This is a genomic window from Streptomyces sp. NPDC093586 (assembly GCF_044764905.1).
In the GTDB taxonomy this organism is placed as follows: Bacteria; Actinomycetota; Actinomycetes; order Streptomycetales; family Streptomycetaceae; genus Streptomyces.
In genome coordinates this window covers 178323-194593 of record NZ_JBIWJA010000009.1, presented here as the reverse complement: position 1 = coordinate 194593, position 16271 = coordinate 178323, and the positions used below count along the sequence as shown (strand labels likewise).

17 protein-coding genes are annotated in these 16271 nt (G+C 72.0%); 8 read left to right on the top strand and 9 right to left on the bottom strand.

Annotation, left to right across the window (positions count from 1 at the left end; translation table 11 throughout):
• Nucleotides 1–61 precede the first annotated feature (61 nt).
• The gene (locus tag ACIRFH_RS13050) at nt 62–286 is read left to right on the top strand and encodes a DUF397 domain-containing protein (RefSeq protein ID WP_403519809.1); all 225 of its coding nucleotides are present in this window, start codon (nt 62–64) and stop codon (nt 284–286) included.
• Nucleotides 287–371: 85 nt separating this feature from the next.
• On the top strand, nt 372–839 hold the full coding sequence (locus ACIRFH_RS13045) for a hypothetical protein (protein ID WP_403519807.1): 468 nt from the start codon (nt 372–374) through the stop codon (nt 837–839).
• Nucleotides 840–1083: 244 nt separating this feature from the next.
• Here ACIRFH_RS13045 and ACIRFH_RS13040 read toward each other — a convergent pair whose 3' ends face one another.
• Nucleotides 1084–2241, bottom strand: coding sequence for an acyl-CoA dehydrogenase (locus tag ACIRFH_RS13040; protein WP_403519805.1), 1158 nt, complete (start codon nt 2239–2241; stop codon nt 1084–1086).
• A 181-nt stretch (nt 2242–2422) separates the two neighbouring features.
• Between ACIRFH_RS13040 and ACIRFH_RS13035 the strand changes: the two genes are divergently transcribed.
• Nucleotides 2423–3766, top strand: coding sequence for a UDP-glucose dehydrogenase family protein (locus ACIRFH_RS13035; RefSeq protein WP_403519803.1), 1344 nt, complete (start codon nt 2423–2425; stop codon nt 3764–3766).
• 388 nt (nt 3767–4154) lie between these two features.
• Here ACIRFH_RS13035 and ACIRFH_RS13030 read toward each other — a convergent pair whose 3' ends face one another.
• Nucleotides 4155–4661: a CGNR zinc finger domain-containing protein gene (locus tag ACIRFH_RS13030; RefSeq protein ID WP_403519801.1), complete on the bottom strand. Its 507-nt coding sequence runs from the start codon at nt 4659–4661 to the stop codon at nt 4155–4157.
• 92 nt (nt 4662–4753) lie between these two features.
• Here ACIRFH_RS13030 and ACIRFH_RS13025 point away from each other — a divergent pair, with 92 nt between their 5' ends.
• Together ACIRFH_RS13025 and ACIRFH_RS13020 are read left to right on the top strand one after the other, a co-directional pair.
• Nucleotides 4754–5125 carry a VOC family protein gene (locus ACIRFH_RS13025; protein ID WP_403519800.1) on the top strand — a complete coding sequence of 124 codons (372 nt, stop codon included), beginning with the start codon at nt 4754–4756 and terminating at the stop codon, nt 5123–5125.
• Between the two features lie 29 nt (nt 5126–5154).
• Entirely contained in the window at nt 5155–5547 is a 393-nt protein-coding gene (locus ACIRFH_RS13020; protein WP_403519798.1) for a VOC family protein, read from the top strand.
• A 35-nt stretch (nt 5548–5582) separates the two neighbouring features.
• Here ACIRFH_RS13020 and ACIRFH_RS13015 read toward each other — a convergent pair whose 3' ends face one another.
• Both ACIRFH_RS13015 and ACIRFH_RS13010 read right to left on the bottom strand, forming a co-directional pair.
• A complete protein-coding gene (locus ACIRFH_RS13015; protein WP_403519796.1) occupies nt 5583–6713 on the bottom strand; it encodes a dipeptidase in 1131 nt (376 codons plus the stop codon).
• Between the two features lie 103 nt (nt 6714–6816).
• Complete coding sequence (locus ACIRFH_RS13010) at nt 6817–7173, bottom strand: MerR family transcriptional regulator (protein WP_403519794.1); 357 nt, start codon at nt 7171–7173, stop codon at nt 6817–6819.
• A gap of 80 nt (nt 7174–7253) precedes the next feature.
• Between ACIRFH_RS13010 and ACIRFH_RS13005 the strand changes: the two genes are divergently transcribed.
• A complete protein-coding gene (locus tag ACIRFH_RS13005; RefSeq protein WP_403519793.1) occupies nt 7254–8396 on the top strand; it encodes an alkene reductase in 1143 nt (380 codons plus the stop codon).
• Here ACIRFH_RS13005 and ACIRFH_RS13000 read toward each other — a convergent pair.
• The 3 genes from ACIRFH_RS13000 to ACIRFH_RS12990 are packed head-to-tail and all read right to left on the bottom strand — an operon-like array spanning nt 8345 to nt 11207.
• Nucleotides 8345–9523: a dipeptidase gene (locus ACIRFH_RS13000; protein WP_403519792.1), complete on the bottom strand. Its 1179-nt coding sequence runs from the start codon at nt 9521–9523 to the stop codon at nt 8345–8347. The two genes, ACIRFH_RS13005 and ACIRFH_RS13000, sit on opposite strands and share 52 nt — an antisense overlap.
• Nucleotides 9524–9537: 14 nt before the next feature.
• The gene (gene purE / locus ACIRFH_RS12995) at nt 9538–10071 is read right to left on the bottom strand and encodes a 5-(carboxyamino)imidazole ribonucleotide mutase (protein ID WP_403519790.1); all 534 of its coding nucleotides are present in this window, start codon (nt 10069–10071) and stop codon (nt 9538–9540) included.
• Nucleotides 10068–11207 (bottom strand): 5-(carboxyamino)imidazole ribonucleotide synthase, encoded by a 1140-nt coding sequence (locus ACIRFH_RS12990; protein ID WP_403519788.1) that lies wholly within the window; start codon nt 11205–11207, stop codon nt 10068–10070. Before ACIRFH_RS12990 ends, purE begins: the two co-directional genes overlap by 4 nt.
• 165 nt (nt 11208–11372) lie before the next feature.
• On the opposite strand from ACIRFH_RS12990, the gene ACIRFH_RS12985 reads away from it, so the two are divergent.
• Nucleotides 11373–11945: a GtrA family protein gene (locus tag ACIRFH_RS12985; RefSeq protein ID WP_403519786.1), complete on the top strand. Its 573-nt coding sequence runs from the start codon at nt 11373–11375 to the stop codon at nt 11943–11945.
• Between the two features lie 52 nt (nt 11946–11997).
• On the opposite strand, the gene draK is transcribed toward ACIRFH_RS12985, so the two are convergent.
• Together draK and ACIRFH_RS12975 are read right to left on the bottom strand one after the other, a co-directional pair.
• Nucleotides 11998–13272: a two-component system sensor histidine kinase DraK gene (gene draK / locus ACIRFH_RS12980; RefSeq protein WP_403519784.1), complete on the bottom strand. Its 1275-nt coding sequence runs from the start codon at nt 13270–13272 to the stop codon at nt 11998–12000.
• A gap of 35 nt (nt 13273–13307) precedes the next feature.
• Nucleotides 13308–13985: a response regulator transcription factor gene (locus ACIRFH_RS12975; protein ID WP_355175935.1), complete on the bottom strand. Its 678-nt coding sequence runs from the start codon at nt 13983–13985 to the stop codon at nt 13308–13310.
• Nucleotides 13986–14533: 548 nt separating this feature from the next.
• Between ACIRFH_RS12975 and ACIRFH_RS12970 the strand changes: the two genes are divergently transcribed.
• Complete coding sequence (locus tag ACIRFH_RS12970) at nt 14534–16072, top strand: peptide MFS transporter (RefSeq protein WP_403519782.1); 1539 nt, start codon at nt 14534–14536, stop codon at nt 16070–16072.
• The last annotated feature ends 199 nt before the right edge of the window (nt 16073–16271 follow it).

Here is a 16271-nt window from a genome sequence, read left to right as displayed (position 1 = left end):
GCCCGTTCGGGCGGCGGCGGTCAGCCCATGGCCGCGATCAGTTGAGCAGGAAGGTGCAGTGATGCAGAACGGAACCGACCTGTACGCGCTGAACATCAGCGGAGCCTCGTTCGTGAAGGCGTGCGGCGGCCCCTGTACCGAGGGATGTGTGACCCTGGCTCGGATCGGCGAGGGCACCTGGGCTCTGGGTGACAGCAAGCGGCCGGACGCACAGCCGCTGCGGTTCACCACGGAGGAGTTGGACGCGGCCGGTATCGACCCGGCGCGGTTCGGTCTGAACGTCTGACCATCCCTCCCCCGACCGGTCCCGGCTCCCACGCGGAGCCGGGACCGGTTCCCCTGCGACCTCCAACCGTGAACGGGAACGACTGGTGCACCATCACGGCTATCTGTGGGCAGGCCCGAAAGGGCGCTTCGATCAGGAGGCCCTACGGCGGCCACCGCATCCTGAGCCTCCCCCGGCCGGAAGCAGGCCGGAACTGGTCCAGCGCTACCGCGAGGTGGCCGCCGAGTTTCCGGCATCGGACCTGCCTCCGCTGGAGACGGCCTACTGGCTCGTCAAGCCGCACTCGCTCGTCCGTGGCACCTGGGACGAGGCCAAGGAAGCGGCGGGCTGGCTCGGGGAGCGGTTGGCCGAGTACGCGCATCGGTTCGCCTCCGCCCACGACCAGGATGCGATCCGACTGGCCACACTCGTCGACTCCGCCGCCGAACGGCTCGGGGCGGGCGCGGACGTGTCGTACGGCTTCTATCTCGAAAGTCCCTCGTACCTGCATCTGGCCGTGGTGACCTGCTCCCCGAAGCGTGCGATCCCCGGCCTCGTCTGCCCTGTCGAGTAGTCGGGGGGCGGCGCAGACCCCGACAGCCCCCGGCCACCTGAAGAGGACGCTGTTGGCGAATCCCATGGCCGGGGGCACCGATGGGAGCGTTTGTCCCGGCAGGACGGCGCTCAGGCAGCGCGTCACCGGGACGAACGCTCCCATCGTGGGCCCGAGGGCAGGCGGTCGGCGGGTGTCGAGCGGATTCGCCAGCAGCATCACCCGAACCGGGCCGGGGGTTGCCACCATGCGTGCCGCGTGGGACCTACGGCAGGTTGCGCGCCATCACGATGCGCTGGACCTGGTTCGTGCCTTCGTATATTTGTGTGATCTTCGCGTCGCGCATCATGCGCTCCACCGGGTAGTCGCGGGTGTAGCCGTAGCCGCCGAGGAGCTGGACGGCGTCCGTGGTGACCTCCATCGCCACGTCCGAGGCGAAGCACTTGGCGGCGGCGCCCAGGTAGGTGAGGTCGGCGTCGCCGCGCTCCGAGGCGGCGGCGGCCTGGTAGGTCAGGGCGCGGGCGGCCGAGATCTTCATGGCCATGTCGGCGAGCATGAACTGGATGCCCTGGAAGTCGGCGATCGGCTTGCCGAACTGCTTGCGCTCCCGGACGTAGCCCTTGGCGTAGTCGAGGGCGCCCTGGGCGATGCCGAGGGCCTGGGCGGCGATGGTGATGCGGGTGTGGTCCAGCGTCTTCATCGCGGTGGCGAAGCCGGTGCCCTCCTCGCCGATCATGCGGTCGGCGGGGATGCGGACGTTGTCGAGGTAGACCTCGCGGGTCGGGGAGCCCTTGATGCCGAGCTTCCTCTCCGGGGCGCCGAAGGAGACGCCCTCGTCGGACTTCTCGACGACGAAGGCGGAGATGCCCTTGGAGCGCTTGGCGGGGTCGGTGACGGCCATCACCGTGTAGTACTGGGAGACGCCCGCGTTGGTGATCCAGCGCTTGACGCCGTTGAGGATCCAGTGGTCGCCGTCGCGCACGGCCTTGGTCTTCATGCCGGCCGCGTCGGAGCCCGCGTCGGGCTCGGAGAGGCAGTAGGAGAACATGCCGTCGCCCTTGGCGAGCGGGGTCATGTACTTCTTCTTCAGCTCCTCGGAGCCGGAGAGGATCACCGGGAGGGAGCCGAGCTTGTTCACGGCGGGGATGAGGGAGGAGGACGCGCAGACGCGGGCCACCTCCTCGATGACGATCACCGTGGCGAGGGCGTCGGCGCCCGCGCCGCCGTACTCCTCGGGGACGTGCACGGCGTGCAGGTCGTTCGCGGTCAGGGCGTCGAGGGCCTCCTGCGGGAAGCGGGCCTCCTCGTCCACCGCGGCGGCGTGCGGCGCGATCTTCGCCTCGGCCAGCGCGCGGACGGCGTCGCGGAGCATGTCGTGCTCCTCGGACGGGCGGTACAGGTCGAAGTCAGCCGATCCGGCCAAGGTCTCTCACGCTCCAAAACACTGTGATGCTGGGCACGCTAACTACCGTTAAGTAACCCAAATTTTAGAACGCCGTCCGGGTCCGTGGATAGGTGAGGTTGACGACAGGCGGCCAAGGGCTCTCACCGGCGCCCCGGATATGCTCGGGCGCGCACCTCAGCCGTACACCCCTGGAGCACCCATGGCCCTCAAGATCACTGTGATCGGCACCGGCTACCTCGGCGCGACCCACGCGGCGGCCATGGCCGAGCTCGGTTTCGAGGTGCTGGGCCTGGACGTGGTGCCCGAGAAGATCGAGATGCTGCAGCGGGGCGAGGTCCCGATGTACGAGCCGGGTCTCGAGGAGCTGCTGCGCAAGCATGTCGCGGGGATCGAGGGGTCCAGCGGGCGGCTGCGGTTCACCACCGACTTCGCGGAGGTCGCGGCCTTCGGCGACGTGCACTTCCTGTGCGTGAACACGCCGCAGAAGCACGGCGAGTACGCCTGCGACATGTCCTACGTCGACTCCGCGCTGGCCTCGCTCGCCCCGCATCTGCGCGGGCCCGCCCTGGTCGTCGGCAAGTCGACCGTGCCGGTGGGCTCCGCCGACCGGCTGGCCGCCTACCTCGCCGAGCACGCGCCGGCGGGCGGCGACGCCGAGCTGGCCTGGAACCCGGAGTTCCTGCGCGAGGGCTTCGCCGTCCAGGACACGCTGCGTCCGGACCGGATCGTGGTCGGGGTGCGCGGCGAGCGGGCCGAGAAGCTGCTGCGCGAGGTGTACGCCACGCCGATCGCCGAGGGCTCGCCGTTCGTCGTCACCGACTTCCCGACGGCCGAGCTGGTGAAGACCGCGGCGAACTCCTTCCTGGCGACCAAGATCTCCTTCATCAACGCGATGGCGGAGGTCTGCGAGGCCGCCGACGGCGATGTCGCCAAGCTGGCGGAGGCCATCGGGCACGACGACCGGATCGGCCGGAAGTTCCTGCGGGCCGGGATCGGCTTCGGCGGCGGTTGTCTGCCCAAGGACATCCGGGCGTTCATGGCGCGCGCCGGTGAGCTGGGCGCCGACCAGGCACTGACGTTCCTGCGCGAGATCGACTCGATCAACATGCGCCAGCGCGGTCAGATGGTCGAACTGGCCCGGCAGGCGCTGGGCGGCGGCCCGTTCCTGGGCAAGCGGGTCGCGGTGCTCGGCGCCACCTTCAAGCCCGACTCGGACGACGTGCGGGACTCGCCCGCGCTGAACGTCGCCGGGCAGATCCACCTGCAGGGCGCCCAGGTGACGGTGTACGACCCGAAGGGCGTCGAGAACGCCCGGCGGCTGTTCCCGACGCTCGGTTACGCCGACTCCGCGCTGGAGGCGGTGCGGGGCGCCGACGCCGTGCTGCATCTGACGGAGTGGCGGGAGTTCCGCGAGCTGGACCCCCAGTCGCTGGGCGAGGTCGTGGCGTCGCGGGTGATCCTCGACGGCCGCAACGCCCTGGACCCGGAGGTCTGGCGGCGTGCCGGGTGGACGTACCGGGCGATGGGCCGGCCGACGGCCTAGTGCCGCGGCAGGCGACGTTCGCCCGGTGAGGAGCGGCGTCCGGCGCGTGCTCTGGGGTCCCCCCGGCCGGAGGCTGGAGGCGTGCCGGCCGGAGGCTGGAGGCGTGCCGGCCGGAGGCTGGAGGCGTGCCGGCCGGAAGCCCTCGTACTGGACGCACTCGGGTTTTCGGCCGGTGCGGCGAGCGGGGGCACCCCCTCCGGGGGAGCGTGCCGGGCCTCGCGACGGGGCGAACGTCGCCTGTTGCGGCACCAGCGATCGACCGGCCGACGGCCCGGCGATCGGCGTCGGCGGACGGGCGCCGGCTCGGCCGAGGCCCAGTCGGCCGGTCCGGCGTCCGCGCGGCTTCCGCCCCGCCGGGCGGCGCACCGGTCGGTGGACCGCCCGTGCCTCACGCCTCCTTGGCGCGGTACCGGCGCATCTTGGCGCGCGCCCCGCACACCTGCATCGAGCACCAGCGTCCGCGTCCGGCCGGGCTGCGGTCGTAGTACGCCCAGTGGCAGTCGGCGGCCTCGCACGCCTTGAGGCGGTCCCAGGTGCCCGCGACCAGCGCCTCGGCGACGGCGGCGGCGACGCGGGCGAGCAGGGTCCCGGCACGGGCGGGGGCGAGGGCGGCGGAGCCGTCGGCCGGGTCGACCGTCACGACCAGCGGGGCCCCGGCCAGCAGTGCGCCGAGCGGAGTGACCGTGCGGTGCGGCGGGTGGCCGGCGTGGGCGAGCAGGGCCGTGCGCAGGGACTCGCGCACCTCGCGCGCGTGCGGCACCTCGTCCTCCGTCAGGCCGAACCGCGCCCGGCCCTCCGGCGTGCCCAGCGAGTCGGCGCCCGTCTCCAGGTCCAGCGTGTTCACCAGGGCCTCGATCAGGCCCAGGCCCCCCGGTGCGGGCGATCTCTCACTCATGCTTGCGACGTTACCGCCAATGGGGGAGCATGCAGTAACCGTTACCGGTTACCCGCACCATGCGGGTAACCACCGGCTTCAAGGAGGAAGTCATGGCCGTGGCCGAGCTGGGCGTCGTCGTCCTGGACTGCCCCGACCCGCACGCGCTGGCCCGCTTCTACGCCGACGTGCTCGGCGGCACCGTCGAGGTCCAGAACGACGGCCAGGACGAGTGGGTCGACCTGAAACTGCCCGGCGGGCAGGCGCTGGCCTTCCAGGCCGCCCCCGAGTACGTACCCCCGAAGTGGCCCGGGCCCGACGGCGCGCAGCAGTTCCACCTCGACCTCACCGTGGGGGACCTGGACGCGGCCGAGAAGGCCGTGCTGGAACTCGGCGCCCGTCCGCTGGACACCGAGGACCGGACCCGCTCGTTCCGCGTTTACGCCGATCCCGCCGGGCACCCGTTCTGCCTCTGTGCCTGTTGACATCACTTCACCCCACCGGGAGGAACCCCATGGCACCCGTGGCACGTCTGCGTTCCGTCGTCGTCGACTGTCCCGACCCCCGTGAGCTGGCCCGCTTCTACGCGCAGGTCGCGGGCGGCACTCCCGACGAGGAGGACCCGGACTGGGTGGTGCTCCAGGTGCCCGGCGGGCCGCGCCTGTCCTTCCAGCGGGTGCGGGAACTCACTCCTCCGGAGTGGCCGCGCTCCGACCGCGACGCCCAGCAGTTCCACCTCGACTTCGATGCCGGGGCGACCTGGGAGGAGATGGACGCGGCGCACGAGAAGGTGCTCGCGCTGGGCGCCCGGCCGCTGGACCTGGAGGACCGGGAGAAGAAGGACTTCATGGTGTACGCGGATCCGGCGGGGCATCCGTTCTGCCTGTGCCGGATCGAGCACGGCTGACCCCGTGGCCGCACGGCCGGCCCCGTGGCCGGCGCTCAGCCGTCGAGCGCGGCGATCGTCGCGGTCGACGGCCGGCGCCGCAGCTGTGCCGCGCGGGCGGTGAAGGCCGCTCCCCGCAGCACGCGCTGCACGTTGCCCCAGGTCAGCAGGGCGACATCCGCCTCGTCCCAGCCGCGGCGCAGCAGCTCGGCGACGAGGCGGGGGTAGCAGGAGGCGTCGCCGAGCTCCAGCGGGTGGGCGGTGCCGGTGTCGTAGGTGCCGGACAGGCCGACGCTCCCCGGCCCGGCGACCGCCCGGACGTGGTCCAGGTGATCGGCGACGTCTCGGACGGTCGGGCCGGTCTGCTCGGCGGCCAGCGGCACCATGCACAGTCCTCCGGCCGCGCCCAGCTCGGCGAGCAGGTCGTCGGGCAGGTTGGCCGGGTGCGGGCGCAGGGCGCGGGCGGCGGAGCGGGTGCACAGCGCGGGCGCCTTGGAGACGGCCAAGGTGCGGCGGACGGTCCCGGCACCGGCGCCGGAGAGGTCGGCGACGACACCGAGCCGGTTCATCTCGCGGACGACCTCCTCGCCGAACCGGGTCAGCCCGGCCTCGCTCGCCCAGGAGGCGCCGGTCAGCGTGAGCACCCGCAGGCCGAGGGCGTGCAGGGAGCGCAGGACGCCGAGGCTGTCGCCGAGCGCGGCGGCCCCGGCGGGGCCGGGCAGCACGGCGACCCGGCCGCAGTTGCGGGCATCGATGACCTGCCCGGCGTCGTACGCCAGCCGCAGGCCCTCGGGGTGGGCGCGGACGACCGACTCGGCCAGGTCGAGCTGCTCCAGGGTGGCGCCGACAGCCCGGTCCCCGTCGCTGCCCTCGGGCAGGTGCAGCGACCAGAACAGGGCTCCGACGCGCCCTTCGCGCAGCCGGGGCACGTCGGTGCGGACACCGCTCTCGCCGAGCTCCAGGTCGTACCAGGACAGGTGCCCCAGCGCCCGGGACAGGCCGCAGCAGCCATCGGCGACGGGGTGGGCGGCCAGCACGGCGCGGGCCCGGGCCAGCGGCTCGTCGCCGGGGTCGGAGACCGGCACGCAGGGCTCGGGCGGGAAGACCTCGTCGGGCAGCGGCACAGGCAGGTCGTCGAGCTCGCCGGCCTCGGTACCGGTGTGCAGGTCGTCCTGGAGGTCTGCCATGGCGGGCTCCGTACGGTCGTCGTGCGTTACGGCCACCGTCACACGGAGCGGATCGGGCTTCCTGGTGGGCGGGGCGTTCGGGGGTACGGCGCCCGGGGCCCGCTCAGCCGCGGGCCGCCTCGATCACCTCGTCCAGGGTGTCCCGGGAGCGGCGCAGGTCGGCGATGGTCCGGTCGATGCGGTCGCGTTCCGCGGTGAGTTCGGCGACCAGCTTCGGCGTGGCGACGGCCGAGGGGCCGCCGTCCCCGTCGCGCATGCAGGGCAGCAGCTCGGCGATCTTGCTGCTGCACAGCCCGGCCGCGTACAGCTCCTGGATGCGGACGACCCGGTCGACGGCCGCCTCCGCGTACTCGCGGTGCCCGCCGGGCGTACGCTCGGCCGCGAGCAGCCCCTGCGTCTCGTAGTAGCGCAGCGAGCGCTCGCTGACACCGGTGCGCCGGGACAGTTCACCGATCCGCATCGTCTCCCCCTGCTCTCGTCGGCCCCGCCGGGCTTTCCGGGCTTGATTCTGACATCAGTGTCAAGTTCTACCGTACGGGCATGACGAACTCCACGGAACTCCTCGCACCCGCGTCCCTCGGCCCCCTGACCCTCCCCAACCGCCTGCTGATGGCCCCGCTGACCCGCAACCGGGCCGAGGCCGACGGCACCCCGACCCCGCTCATGGCCGAGTACTACGCCCAGCGCGCCTCGGCCGGCCTGATCATCGCCGAGGCCGCGACGCCGAACGCGGTCGGGCAGACGTACCCGAACATCACCGCGATCCACACCGCGCGGCACGTGGCCGGGTGGCGGCGGGTCACCGACGCGGTCCGCGCGGCCGGGGGCGGCGGGATGTTCCTCCAGCTCCAGCACGGCGGCCGGGTCGGGCACCCCGCGACCAGCGGGCTGACGCCGGTGGCGCCCTCGCCCGTGCCGCTGCCCGAGACGATCTTCACGCCGGACGGGCACCGGCCGGCGGTGGTGCCCCGGGAGATGACCGCCGACGACATCCGCACCACCGTCGCCGACTTCGCCCGGGCCGCCCGCAACGCGCTCGACGCCGGGTTCGAGGGCGTGGAGGTGCACTCCGCCAACGGTCATCTCCTGCACCAGTTCCTGGCCCGCAACACCAACCTGCGCACGGACGGCTACGGCGGCTCGATCGAGGGACGCATCCGGTTCACGGCCGAGGTGACCGAAGCCGTGGCCGCCGAGATCGGGGCCGACCGGGTGGGACTGCGGGTCTCCCCCGGCAACACCGTCAACGGCATCGCGGAGGGCGAGACGGAGGAGATCTACCCGGCGCTCACCGAACGGCTCGGCGGCCTCGGCCTCGCCTACCTGCACCTGGTCTTCGCCGACCCCCAGGCCCCGGTGTTCCGGAAGATCCGCGCCGGATGGCCGGGGACGCTCGTCGCCAACCCGGTGCTGGAGGAGATCTCCGGCCCGGCGATCGGGAAGGCGTCCGCGCGGCTGCTGGAGGCCGGGGCCGACCTGATCGCCCTCGGCCGGCCGTTCCTCGCCAACCCCGACCTGGTGACCCGGCTGCGCCTGGGCGCACCCCTGAACCAGGTGCGGGAGCGGTATCTCATGTACGTGGGCGGGGCGGCCGGATACACCGACTACCCCGCCCTCGGAGAGGGGACGGCTCAGCCGTCCAGGTCCGCCGGCGTCGCGTTGGACGGCCCACGCGTCGCCTGAAGCCCCCGGGCCACGTCCTCGGCGTCGCCCAGCACCCGTACCGCGTTCTTCCAGGTCAGCTTGGCCAGGTCGGCCTGGGACCAGCCGCGGTCGAACAGCTCGGCGATCAGGTTCGGGTAGCCGGAGACGTCGTCCAGGCCGTCCGGGGTGAACGGCGTGCCGTCGTAGTCGCCGCCGATGCCCAGGTGGTCGACGCCGGCGACCTCGCGCATGTGGTCGAGGTGGTCGGCGACCGTGGACACCGTGGCGACGGGGCGCGGGGTGCGCTCCTCGAAGGCATGGTGGACCTTCATCGCCTCGGGGCTGGTGTCCAGGTGGTGGAAGCCGTGCGCGCGCATGTTCTCGTCGGCGGCGGCCGTCCAGTCCACGGCGGCCTGGAGCACGAACTTCGGCACGAACGTCACCATCGCCACGCCGCCGTTGGCGGGCAGCCGCTCCAGCACGTCGTCCGGGATGTTGCGCGGGTGGTCGCAGACGGCCCGCGCCGAGGAGTGCGAGAAGATCACCGGCGCGGCGGAGGCGTCCAGCGCGTCCCGCATCGTCGTCGCGGCGACGTGCGAGAGGTCGACCAGCATGCCCAGGCGGTTCATCTCCCGCACGACCTCGCGGCCGAAGGCCGACAGACCGCCGACGCCGGGCTCGTCGGTCGCCGAGTCCGCCCACGCCACGTTGTCGTTGTGGGTGAGCGTCATGTAGCGCACGCCGAGCGCGTACAGCGCCCGGAGCGCGGCGAGGGAGTTGTCGATGGAGTGACCGCCCTCGGCGCCCATCAGCGACGCGATACGGCCCTCCGCGCGGGCCGCCTCCATGTCGGCGGCGGTCAGCGCGGCGCGCAGGTCCCCCGGGTGGCGGTCGATGAGCTGCCGTACGCAGTCGATCTGCTCCAGCGTCGCCGTCACCGCGTCCGGCAGGTCCGAGCGGACGTACACCGACCAGTACTGCGCGCCGACGCCGCCGGCCCGCAGCCGGGCGAGGTCGGTGTGCAGGTGGGCGGACTGGTCCTCGGCGATGTCACGGGCGTCGAGGTCGTAGCGCACCTGCTCGCGCAGGGCCCAGGGCAGGTCGTTGTGGCCGTCGACGACGGGGAACTCGCGCAGCAGCTCCCGGGCCCGGTCCAGTGAGGTCATCCGCGTCACGCCCGTCACTTGCCGAAGCCGAAGCCGGCCGCCGCGCCCGCGACCTTGTTGCGCAGCCGCTTGCCCTTCTCGGTGGCCTGGTCGTTGAGCTCCTGCTGGAACTCGCGCATCCGGGCCAGCAGCTCCTCGTCGTGGGCGGCGAGCATGCGGGCGGCGAGCAGGCCGGCGTTGCGGGCGCCGCCGACGGAGACGGTGGCGACGGGGACGCCGGCCGGCATCTGCACGATGGACAGGAGGCTGTCCATGCCGTCCAGGTACTTCAGCGGCACCGGCACGCCGATGACCGGCAGCGGGGTGACCGAGGCGAGCATGCCGGGCAGGTGGGCGGCGCCGCCCGCGCCCGCGACGATCGCCTTCAGCCCGCGGCCGGCGGCCTGCTCGCCGTACGCGATCATCTCGTGCGGCATGCGGTGCGCGGAGACGACGTCGACCTCGTAGGGGATCTCGAACTCGTCGAGGGCCTGGGCGGCGGCCTCCATGACGGGCCAGTCGGAGTCCGACCCCATGACGATGCCCACGACCGGGCTGACCGGGCTCATTCGGTGATCGTCCCTCTCAGGTAGCCGGCAGCGTGACGGGCGCGCTCCAGCACGTCGTCCAGGTCGTCGCCGTAGGTGTTGACGTGTCCGACCTTGCGGCCGGGCTTCACGTCCTTGCCGTACATGTGGATCTTCAGCTGGGGGTCGCGGGCCATGCAGTGCAGGTACGCGGAGTACATGTCCGGGTAGTCGCCGCCGAGGACGTTGACCATGACCGTCCACGGCGCGCGCGGGCGCGGGTCGCCCAGCGGCAGGTCGAGGACGGCGCGGACGTGGTTGGCGAACTGCGAGGTGATCGCGCCGTCCATCGTCCAGTGGCCGGAGTTGTGCGGGCGCATCGCGAGCTCGTTCACGAGGATGCGGCCGTCGCGGGTCTGGAACAGCTCGACGGCGAGGTGGCCGACGACGCCGAGTTCCTTGGCGATGCTGAGGGCCATCTCCTCGGCCCGCAGCGCCAGGTCCCTCTCCAGGTCGGGGGCGGGCGCGATCACCGTGTCGCACACGCCGTTCACCTGCCGGGACTCGACGACGGGGTACGCCACCGCCTGGCCGTGCGGGGAGCGGACGACGTTGGCGGCCAGCTCGCGGACGAAGTCGACCTTCTCCTCCGCCAGCACGGGCACGCCGGCGCGGAAGGGCTCGGCGGCCTCCTCGACGGAGTCGACGACCCACACGCCCTTGCCGTCGTAGCCGCCGCGGACCGTCTTGAGGACGACCGGGAAGCCCCCGCCCTCGGCCGCGAAGGCGGCCACGTCGGCCGGATCGCTCACGATCCGGTGCCGCGGGCAGGCCACGCCGATCTCGACGAGTTTCGCGCGCATCACCCCCTTGTCCTGGGCGTGGACCAGCGCGTCGGGCCCGGGACGCACGGGGATGCCGTCCGCCTCCAGGGCCCGTAGATGCTCGGTCGGTACATGTTCGTGATCGAAAGTGATCACGTCGCAGCCCCTCGCGAATGCACGCAGCGTGTCGAGGTCGCGATAGTCGCCGATGACGACATCGCTGACGACCTGCGCAGCGGAATCCTGAGGGGTGTCGCTGAGAAGCTTGAACCTGATGCCCAACGGGATGCCCGACTCGTGTGTCATACGAGCGAGCTGGCCCCCGCCGACCATGCCGACTACCGGGAACGTCACGCCCCTAGCGTATCGGCCGCGCGGGGCCCATCGGTTTACCGGCCGTTCCCCGGCCGCCTCCGGCCCCGGTTCCCGGGCGATACCCGCGCCCGCAGGAAGATCACGTCCGCCGATGGTTAGCATGACTGGATCGACACCAACCGATGGACGGGAGCCTGCACGACCATGGGACATGGTTCCTCGGGCGCCCGTACGGTTCCCCCGGCGCCCCCCGCACCCCGCGGCGGCCTGCGCCAACGGCTCGACCGGCTGGTCCGGGAGGCGCTGAAGTTCGGCGCGGTGGGCGGCGCGGGAGTGCTGGTCAACCTGCTCGTCTTCAACCTGGTCCGGCACGTGACCGACCTCCAGGTCGTGCGGGCGAGCATCGTCGCCACCGTCGCCGCGATCGTCTTCAACTACCTGGGCTTTCGCTACTTCACCTACCGGGACCGCGACAAGAGCGGCCGCACCCGCGAGATGACGCTGTTCCTGCTGTTCAGCGCGGTCGGCCTGGTGATCGAGAACGGCGTGCTCTACACGGCGACGTACGGCTTCGGCTGGGACAGCCCGCTGCAGAGCAACGTCTTCAAGTTCCTCGGCATCGGCCTCGGCACGCTGTTCCGTTTCTGGTCGTACCGCAGCTGGGTCTTCCGCACGCTGCCCGTGCCCGGGCCGGGGGCGCGGGAGGACTCCCCCGGGGAGCCCGGCCACCCGGCGGCGCTGCGCGAGACCGACGGCAGTCCCGCGGCCCACCGCTGACGTCAGCCCCGCCGACGGCGCCTCGTCGACGGCGCCCCACCGCCGACGTCGGCTAACGCACCGTCGGCCCCTCGTCCTCCGGCGACGACTTCTTCGGCGGCGTCCGGGACAGGAACAGGCCGAAGACGGGGGGCCTGGGCTGAAGGAGTTCCAGGCGGCCGCCGTCCGCCTCGGCCAGGTCCCGGGCGACGGCCAGGCCGATGCCCGTCGAGTTCCGCCCGCTGATCGTGCGCTCGAAGATCCGCGCCCCCAGGTCTGCCGGGACACCGGGCCCCTCGTCGGTGACCTCCACGACCGCCTGGTTGCCCGTGACCCGGGTCCGCAGAGCCACCGTGCCGCCGCCGTGCATCAGGGAGTTCTCGATCAGCGCGGCCAGCACCTGCGCCACCGCGCCCGGTGTGCCCACGGCCGTCAGATGCCGCTTGCCGGAGCTGACGATCGCCCGCCCCGCGCTGCGGTAGGCGGGACGCCACTCGGCGATCTGCTGCTGGATGACGTCGTCCAGCTCGAAGGTGACGGCGGAGCCGCTGCGCGGGTCGCGGGAGTTCGTCAGCAGCCGGTCCACGACGTCCGTCAGCCGCTCCACCTGCGACAGCGCGATCGTCGCCTCCTCCTTCACCGTCTCCGGCTCGTCGGTGAGGGTGATCTCCTCCAGCCGCATGGACAGCGCCGTCAGCGGCGTGCGCAGCTGGTGGGAGGCGTCGGCGGCCAGGCGGCGTTCGGCGGTGAGCATCCGGGCGATGCGCTCGGCGGAGGAGTCCAGCACGTCCGCGACGCGGTCCAGCTCGGGGACGCCGTAGCGCTTGTGCCTCGGGCGCGGATCGCCGGAGCCGAGGCGTTCGGCGGTCTCGGCGAGGTCGGTCAGCGGGGAGGCGAGGCGGTTGGCCTGGCGGATCGCCAGCAGCACCGCGGCGATCACCGCGAGCAGCGCCACCAGGCCGATGATCAGCAGGGTCCGGCCGACCTCCCGGGTCACCGAGGAGCGCGGCTCCTCCACGAGGACCGTCTCGCCCTCCTCACCGGTGGCCCTGCCGCGGATGACGTCGCCCTCGGGTTTGCCGCCGACCTCGATGACCGGCTCGCCGGGGATGTGGATCACGGCGTACCGGGCGTCCGCGACCTGCTCGCGCAGGAAGCCCGCGTCGACGGACCCGGTGCCGATCAGCCGGCTGTCCACGATGCTGGCCAGCCGCACCGCCTCCAGGTCCACCCGCTCCTGGGCGGTGGTGCTGATCGTCCGGGCCTCGACGATGACGAGGGAGACGCCGAAGACGGCGATCACGACGAGCACCACGGCGAGCGTGGACTGGATCAGTCGGCGGCGCATGTTCCCCTACGTACCCGCGTACGGCCCCGGAGGGCTCAGTTCTTCTCGAAACGGAAGCCGACGCCGCGCACGGTGGCGATGTAGCGGGGGTTGGCCGCGTCGTCGCCCAGCTTCTTGCGCAGCCAGGAGATGTGCATGTCGAGGGTCTTCGTCGACGACCACCAGGTGGTGTCCCAGACCTCGCGCATCAGCTGGTCGCGGGTGACGACCCGGCCGGCGTCGCGCACCAGGACCCGCAGCAGGTCGAACTCCTTGGCGGTGAGCTGGAGCTCCTCGTCGCCCATCCAGGCCCGGTGCGACTCGACGTCGATGCGCACGCCGTGCGTGGCGGGCGGCTGCTGGGGCTCGGCGGCGCCGCGCCGCAGCAGGGCGCGGACCCGGGCGAGCAGCTCGGCCAGCCGGAAGGGCTTGGTGACGTAGTCGTCCGCCCCGGCGTCCAGACCGACGACGGTGTCCACCTCGTCGGCGCGGGCGGTCAGGATCAGGATCGGCACGGCGTGCCCTTCGGAGCGCAGCCGGCGGGCGACCTCCAGTCCGTCCATGCCGGGCAGCCCGAGGTCCAGCACCACCAGGTCGACGCCGCCCTGCATCCCGGCGTCGAGCGCGGTGGGGCCGTCCTCACGCACCTCGACCTCGTACCCTTCCCGTCGCAGTGCGCGGGCCAGCGGCTCCGAGATGGACGCGTCGTCCTCGGCGAGCAGTACACGGGTCATGAGCTGATGGTAGTCCGCTCGGAGCAAGGCCCGGGGTGTGATCGACGCGAGGGCCTCTTACCTCCGGACATGCCGGACAGACGCCGCACCCGTGCGCGGGGCGGGCCGTCCGGCGCGCGCCGCGGCCCCGGTCGCGGACCTGCGGCTGTGAGGTGCCATCCTGAAATGGACCTTCGAAAGACCGTTCGCGGTTCCGCCGACACCTGTGATCCGCGTCTCAAGTCCTTCCATACCGGGCGGTGTCCTGCCGTATGGTGAATCAGCGCCTGTAGCACCCAGAGGACCTTTGGCGACTGTTCGACGCTGAAGGTCTCTTTCGCGTGCGGGCCGGTCCACGGCCGGCCTTGAAAGGAATGACCTGTGGCCGGGCCTCGTCGCGTGCAGTGAAGCGCGCGGAGGCGTGGATCCCGGTGGTCGCCGTCCATCGCTCCGTGATCCGGGGCGGAATCCCTCGGGCGTGGGGTCGGACGGGCGAGACCGCCGGTGCCGGCTGCCCCCCACCGGGCGCGCATCGCCTCATGAGCGCGTCCCGACAGCAAGGAACGACCATGGCGTCCAGCCTGACGAAGGACTCGGTCCGTCCGGGCACCCCCGGTTCCGAGAAGACCTTCTTCGGCCACCCCCGCGGACTGGCCACTCTCTTCATGACCGAGATGTGGGAGCGCTTCAGCTTCTACGGCATGAGGGCCCTTCTCGTCGTCTACCTGCTCTCCGGCGGCCCTGACGCCAAGGACGGCAGCATGGGCGGCGGTCTGGGCATGGACCTGGCCACGACGACGGCGATCTACTCCGTCTACCTGTCGATGGTCTACCTGCTCGCCATGCCGGGCGGCTGGCTCGGCGACCGCGTCTGGGGCCCCCGCAAGACGGTGACGGTCGCGGCCGTCACGATCATGGCCGGACATCTCGTGCTGGCACTGCCCGGCGGTCAGGGTCCGTTCTTCGCCGGCCTGGCGCTGGTGGCGCTGGGTTCCGGTCTGCTGAAGGCCAACATCTCCACGATGGTCGGCCACCTCTACAAGGGCCCGGACGACCCGCGCCGTGACGGCGGCTTCACGATCTTCTACATGGGCATCAACATGGGTGCCTTCTTCGCGCCGCTGATCATCGGCACCGTCGGCCAGAAGGTGAACTGGCACATCGGTTTCGGTCTCGCCGCCGTCGGCATGGCCATCGGCCTCGTCTCCTTCCTGGTCGGCACCCGCAACCTGAGCCCGGAGAGCAACGTCGTCCCGAAGCCGCTGGCGGCCGAGGAACGCCGCGCATGGCTGCGCAAGGGCCTGATCTGGTTCATGGTGGCGGCCGTCTTCTACGGCATCGTCGGCCTCACCGGTCACTTCACCCTGAACTGGGCGATGATCCCGCTCACCGTGATCGGCCTGATCATCCCGGCGGGCGTGCTGTTCCGGATCAAGCGGGACAAGGAGCTGTCGGCCGTCGAGCAGTCGAAGATGACGGGCTACATCTGGTTCTTCGTCGCCGCCGCCGTCTTCTGGATGATCTACGACCAGGGCGGTTCCACGATCCAGGCCTTCGGTGAGACCCAGGCCTCCGACTCGCTGTTCGGCTTCAGCTTCCCGTCCTCCTGGTACCAGTCGCTGAACCCGGTGTTCATCATGGCGCTGGCCCCGGTGATGGCCTGGGTGTGGCTGTGGCTGAACCGCAAGGGCAAGGAGCCGAGCACGGTCGCGAAGTTCGCCGCCGCCCTGTTCTTCGTCGGCGTGTCGTTCTTCTTCTTCCTGCTGCCGCTGGGCATGGCCTCCGACGGCACCAAGGTGACCCCGATGTGGCTGGTCGGCATCTACCTGATCCAGACCGTCGGTGAGCTGTGCATCTCGCCGGTCGGCCTGTCGGTGACCACGAAGATGGCCCCGGCCAAGTACGCCAGCCAGATGATGGGCGTGTGGTTCCTCGCGGTCACCGCCGGTGACTCGATCACCAGCCTGCTGTCCAACTCGGCCGTCGGCGGAGTGGATCTCAACGGCAGGGGCGCCGTGGCCGTCGAGGCCGTCCTCGCGCTCATCGCCGGTGCGGCGATCTACATGTACCGCCGTAGCGTCAAGTCGCTGATGGGCGACGTGCGCTGATCCCATGGAGCCACGAAAAGGGCCGTCGCACCGAGAGGTGCGACGGCCCTTTCGGCTTCGGTGCAGAGGGCTGCGAGGGCGTCGGGCCCAAGGACTGCCGCGGCTTCGGCGCGAAGATCCGCGAGGCCCCCGGCCCAAGAGGGCTGCGGGGGCTCCGGCTCAAGAGGGCTGAGGGGGCTCCGGCCCAAAAGGCCTGCGG

Excerpts from the sequence above, each read along its gene's own strand:
- ACIRFH_RS13050 (WP_403519809.1), top strand. The coding sequence starts at position 62 with ATGCAGAACGGAACCGACCTGTACGCGCTGAACATCAGCGGAGCCTCG.
- ACIRFH_RS13035 (WP_403519803.1), top strand. The coding sequence starts at position 2,423 with ATGGCCCTCAAGATCACTGTGATCGGCACCGGCTACCTCGGCGCGACC.
- ACIRFH_RS13030 (WP_403519801.1), bottom strand. The coding sequence starts at position 4,661 with ATGAGTGAGAGATCGCCCGCACCGGGGGGCCTGGGCCTGATCGAGGCC.
- ACIRFH_RS13025 (WP_403519800.1), top strand. The coding sequence starts at position 4,754 with ATGGCCGTGGCCGAGCTGGGCGTCGTCGTCCTGGACTGCCCCGACCCG.
- ACIRFH_RS13020 (WP_403519798.1), top strand. The coding sequence starts at position 5,155 with ATGGCACCCGTGGCACGTCTGCGTTCCGTCGTCGTCGACTGTCCCGAC.
- ACIRFH_RS13015 (WP_403519796.1), bottom strand. The coding sequence starts at position 6,713 with ATGGCAGACCTCCAGGACGACCTGCACACCGGTACCGAGGCCGGCGAG.
- ACIRFH_RS13010 (WP_403519794.1), bottom strand. The coding sequence starts at position 7,173 with ATGCGGATCGGTGAACTGTCCCGGCGCACCGGTGTCAGCGAGCGCTCG.
- ACIRFH_RS13005 (WP_403519793.1), top strand. The coding sequence starts at position 7,254 with ATGACGAACTCCACGGAACTCCTCGCACCCGCGTCCCTCGGCCCCCTG.
- ACIRFH_RS13000 (WP_403519792.1), bottom strand. The coding sequence starts at position 9,523 with ATGACCTCACTGGACCGGGCCCGGGAGCTGCTGCGCGAGTTCCCCGTC.
- purE (WP_403519790.1), bottom strand. The coding sequence starts at position 10,071 with ATGAGCCCGGTCAGCCCGGTCGTGGGCATCGTCATGGGGTCGGACTCC.
- ACIRFH_RS12985 (WP_403519786.1), top strand. The coding sequence starts at position 11,373 with ATGGGACATGGTTCCTCGGGCGCCCGTACGGTTCCCCCGGCGCCCCCC.
- draK (WP_403519784.1), bottom strand. The coding sequence starts at position 13,272 with ATGCGCCGCCGACTGATCCAGTCCACGCTCGCCGTGGTGCTCGTCGTG.
- ACIRFH_RS12975 (WP_355175935.1), bottom strand. The coding sequence starts at position 13,985 with ATGACCCGTGTACTGCTCGCCGAGGACGACGCGTCCATCTCGGAGCCG.
- ACIRFH_RS12970 (WP_403519782.1), top strand. The coding sequence starts at position 14,534 with ATGGCGTCCAGCCTGACGAAGGACTCGGTCCGTCCGGGCACCCCCGGT.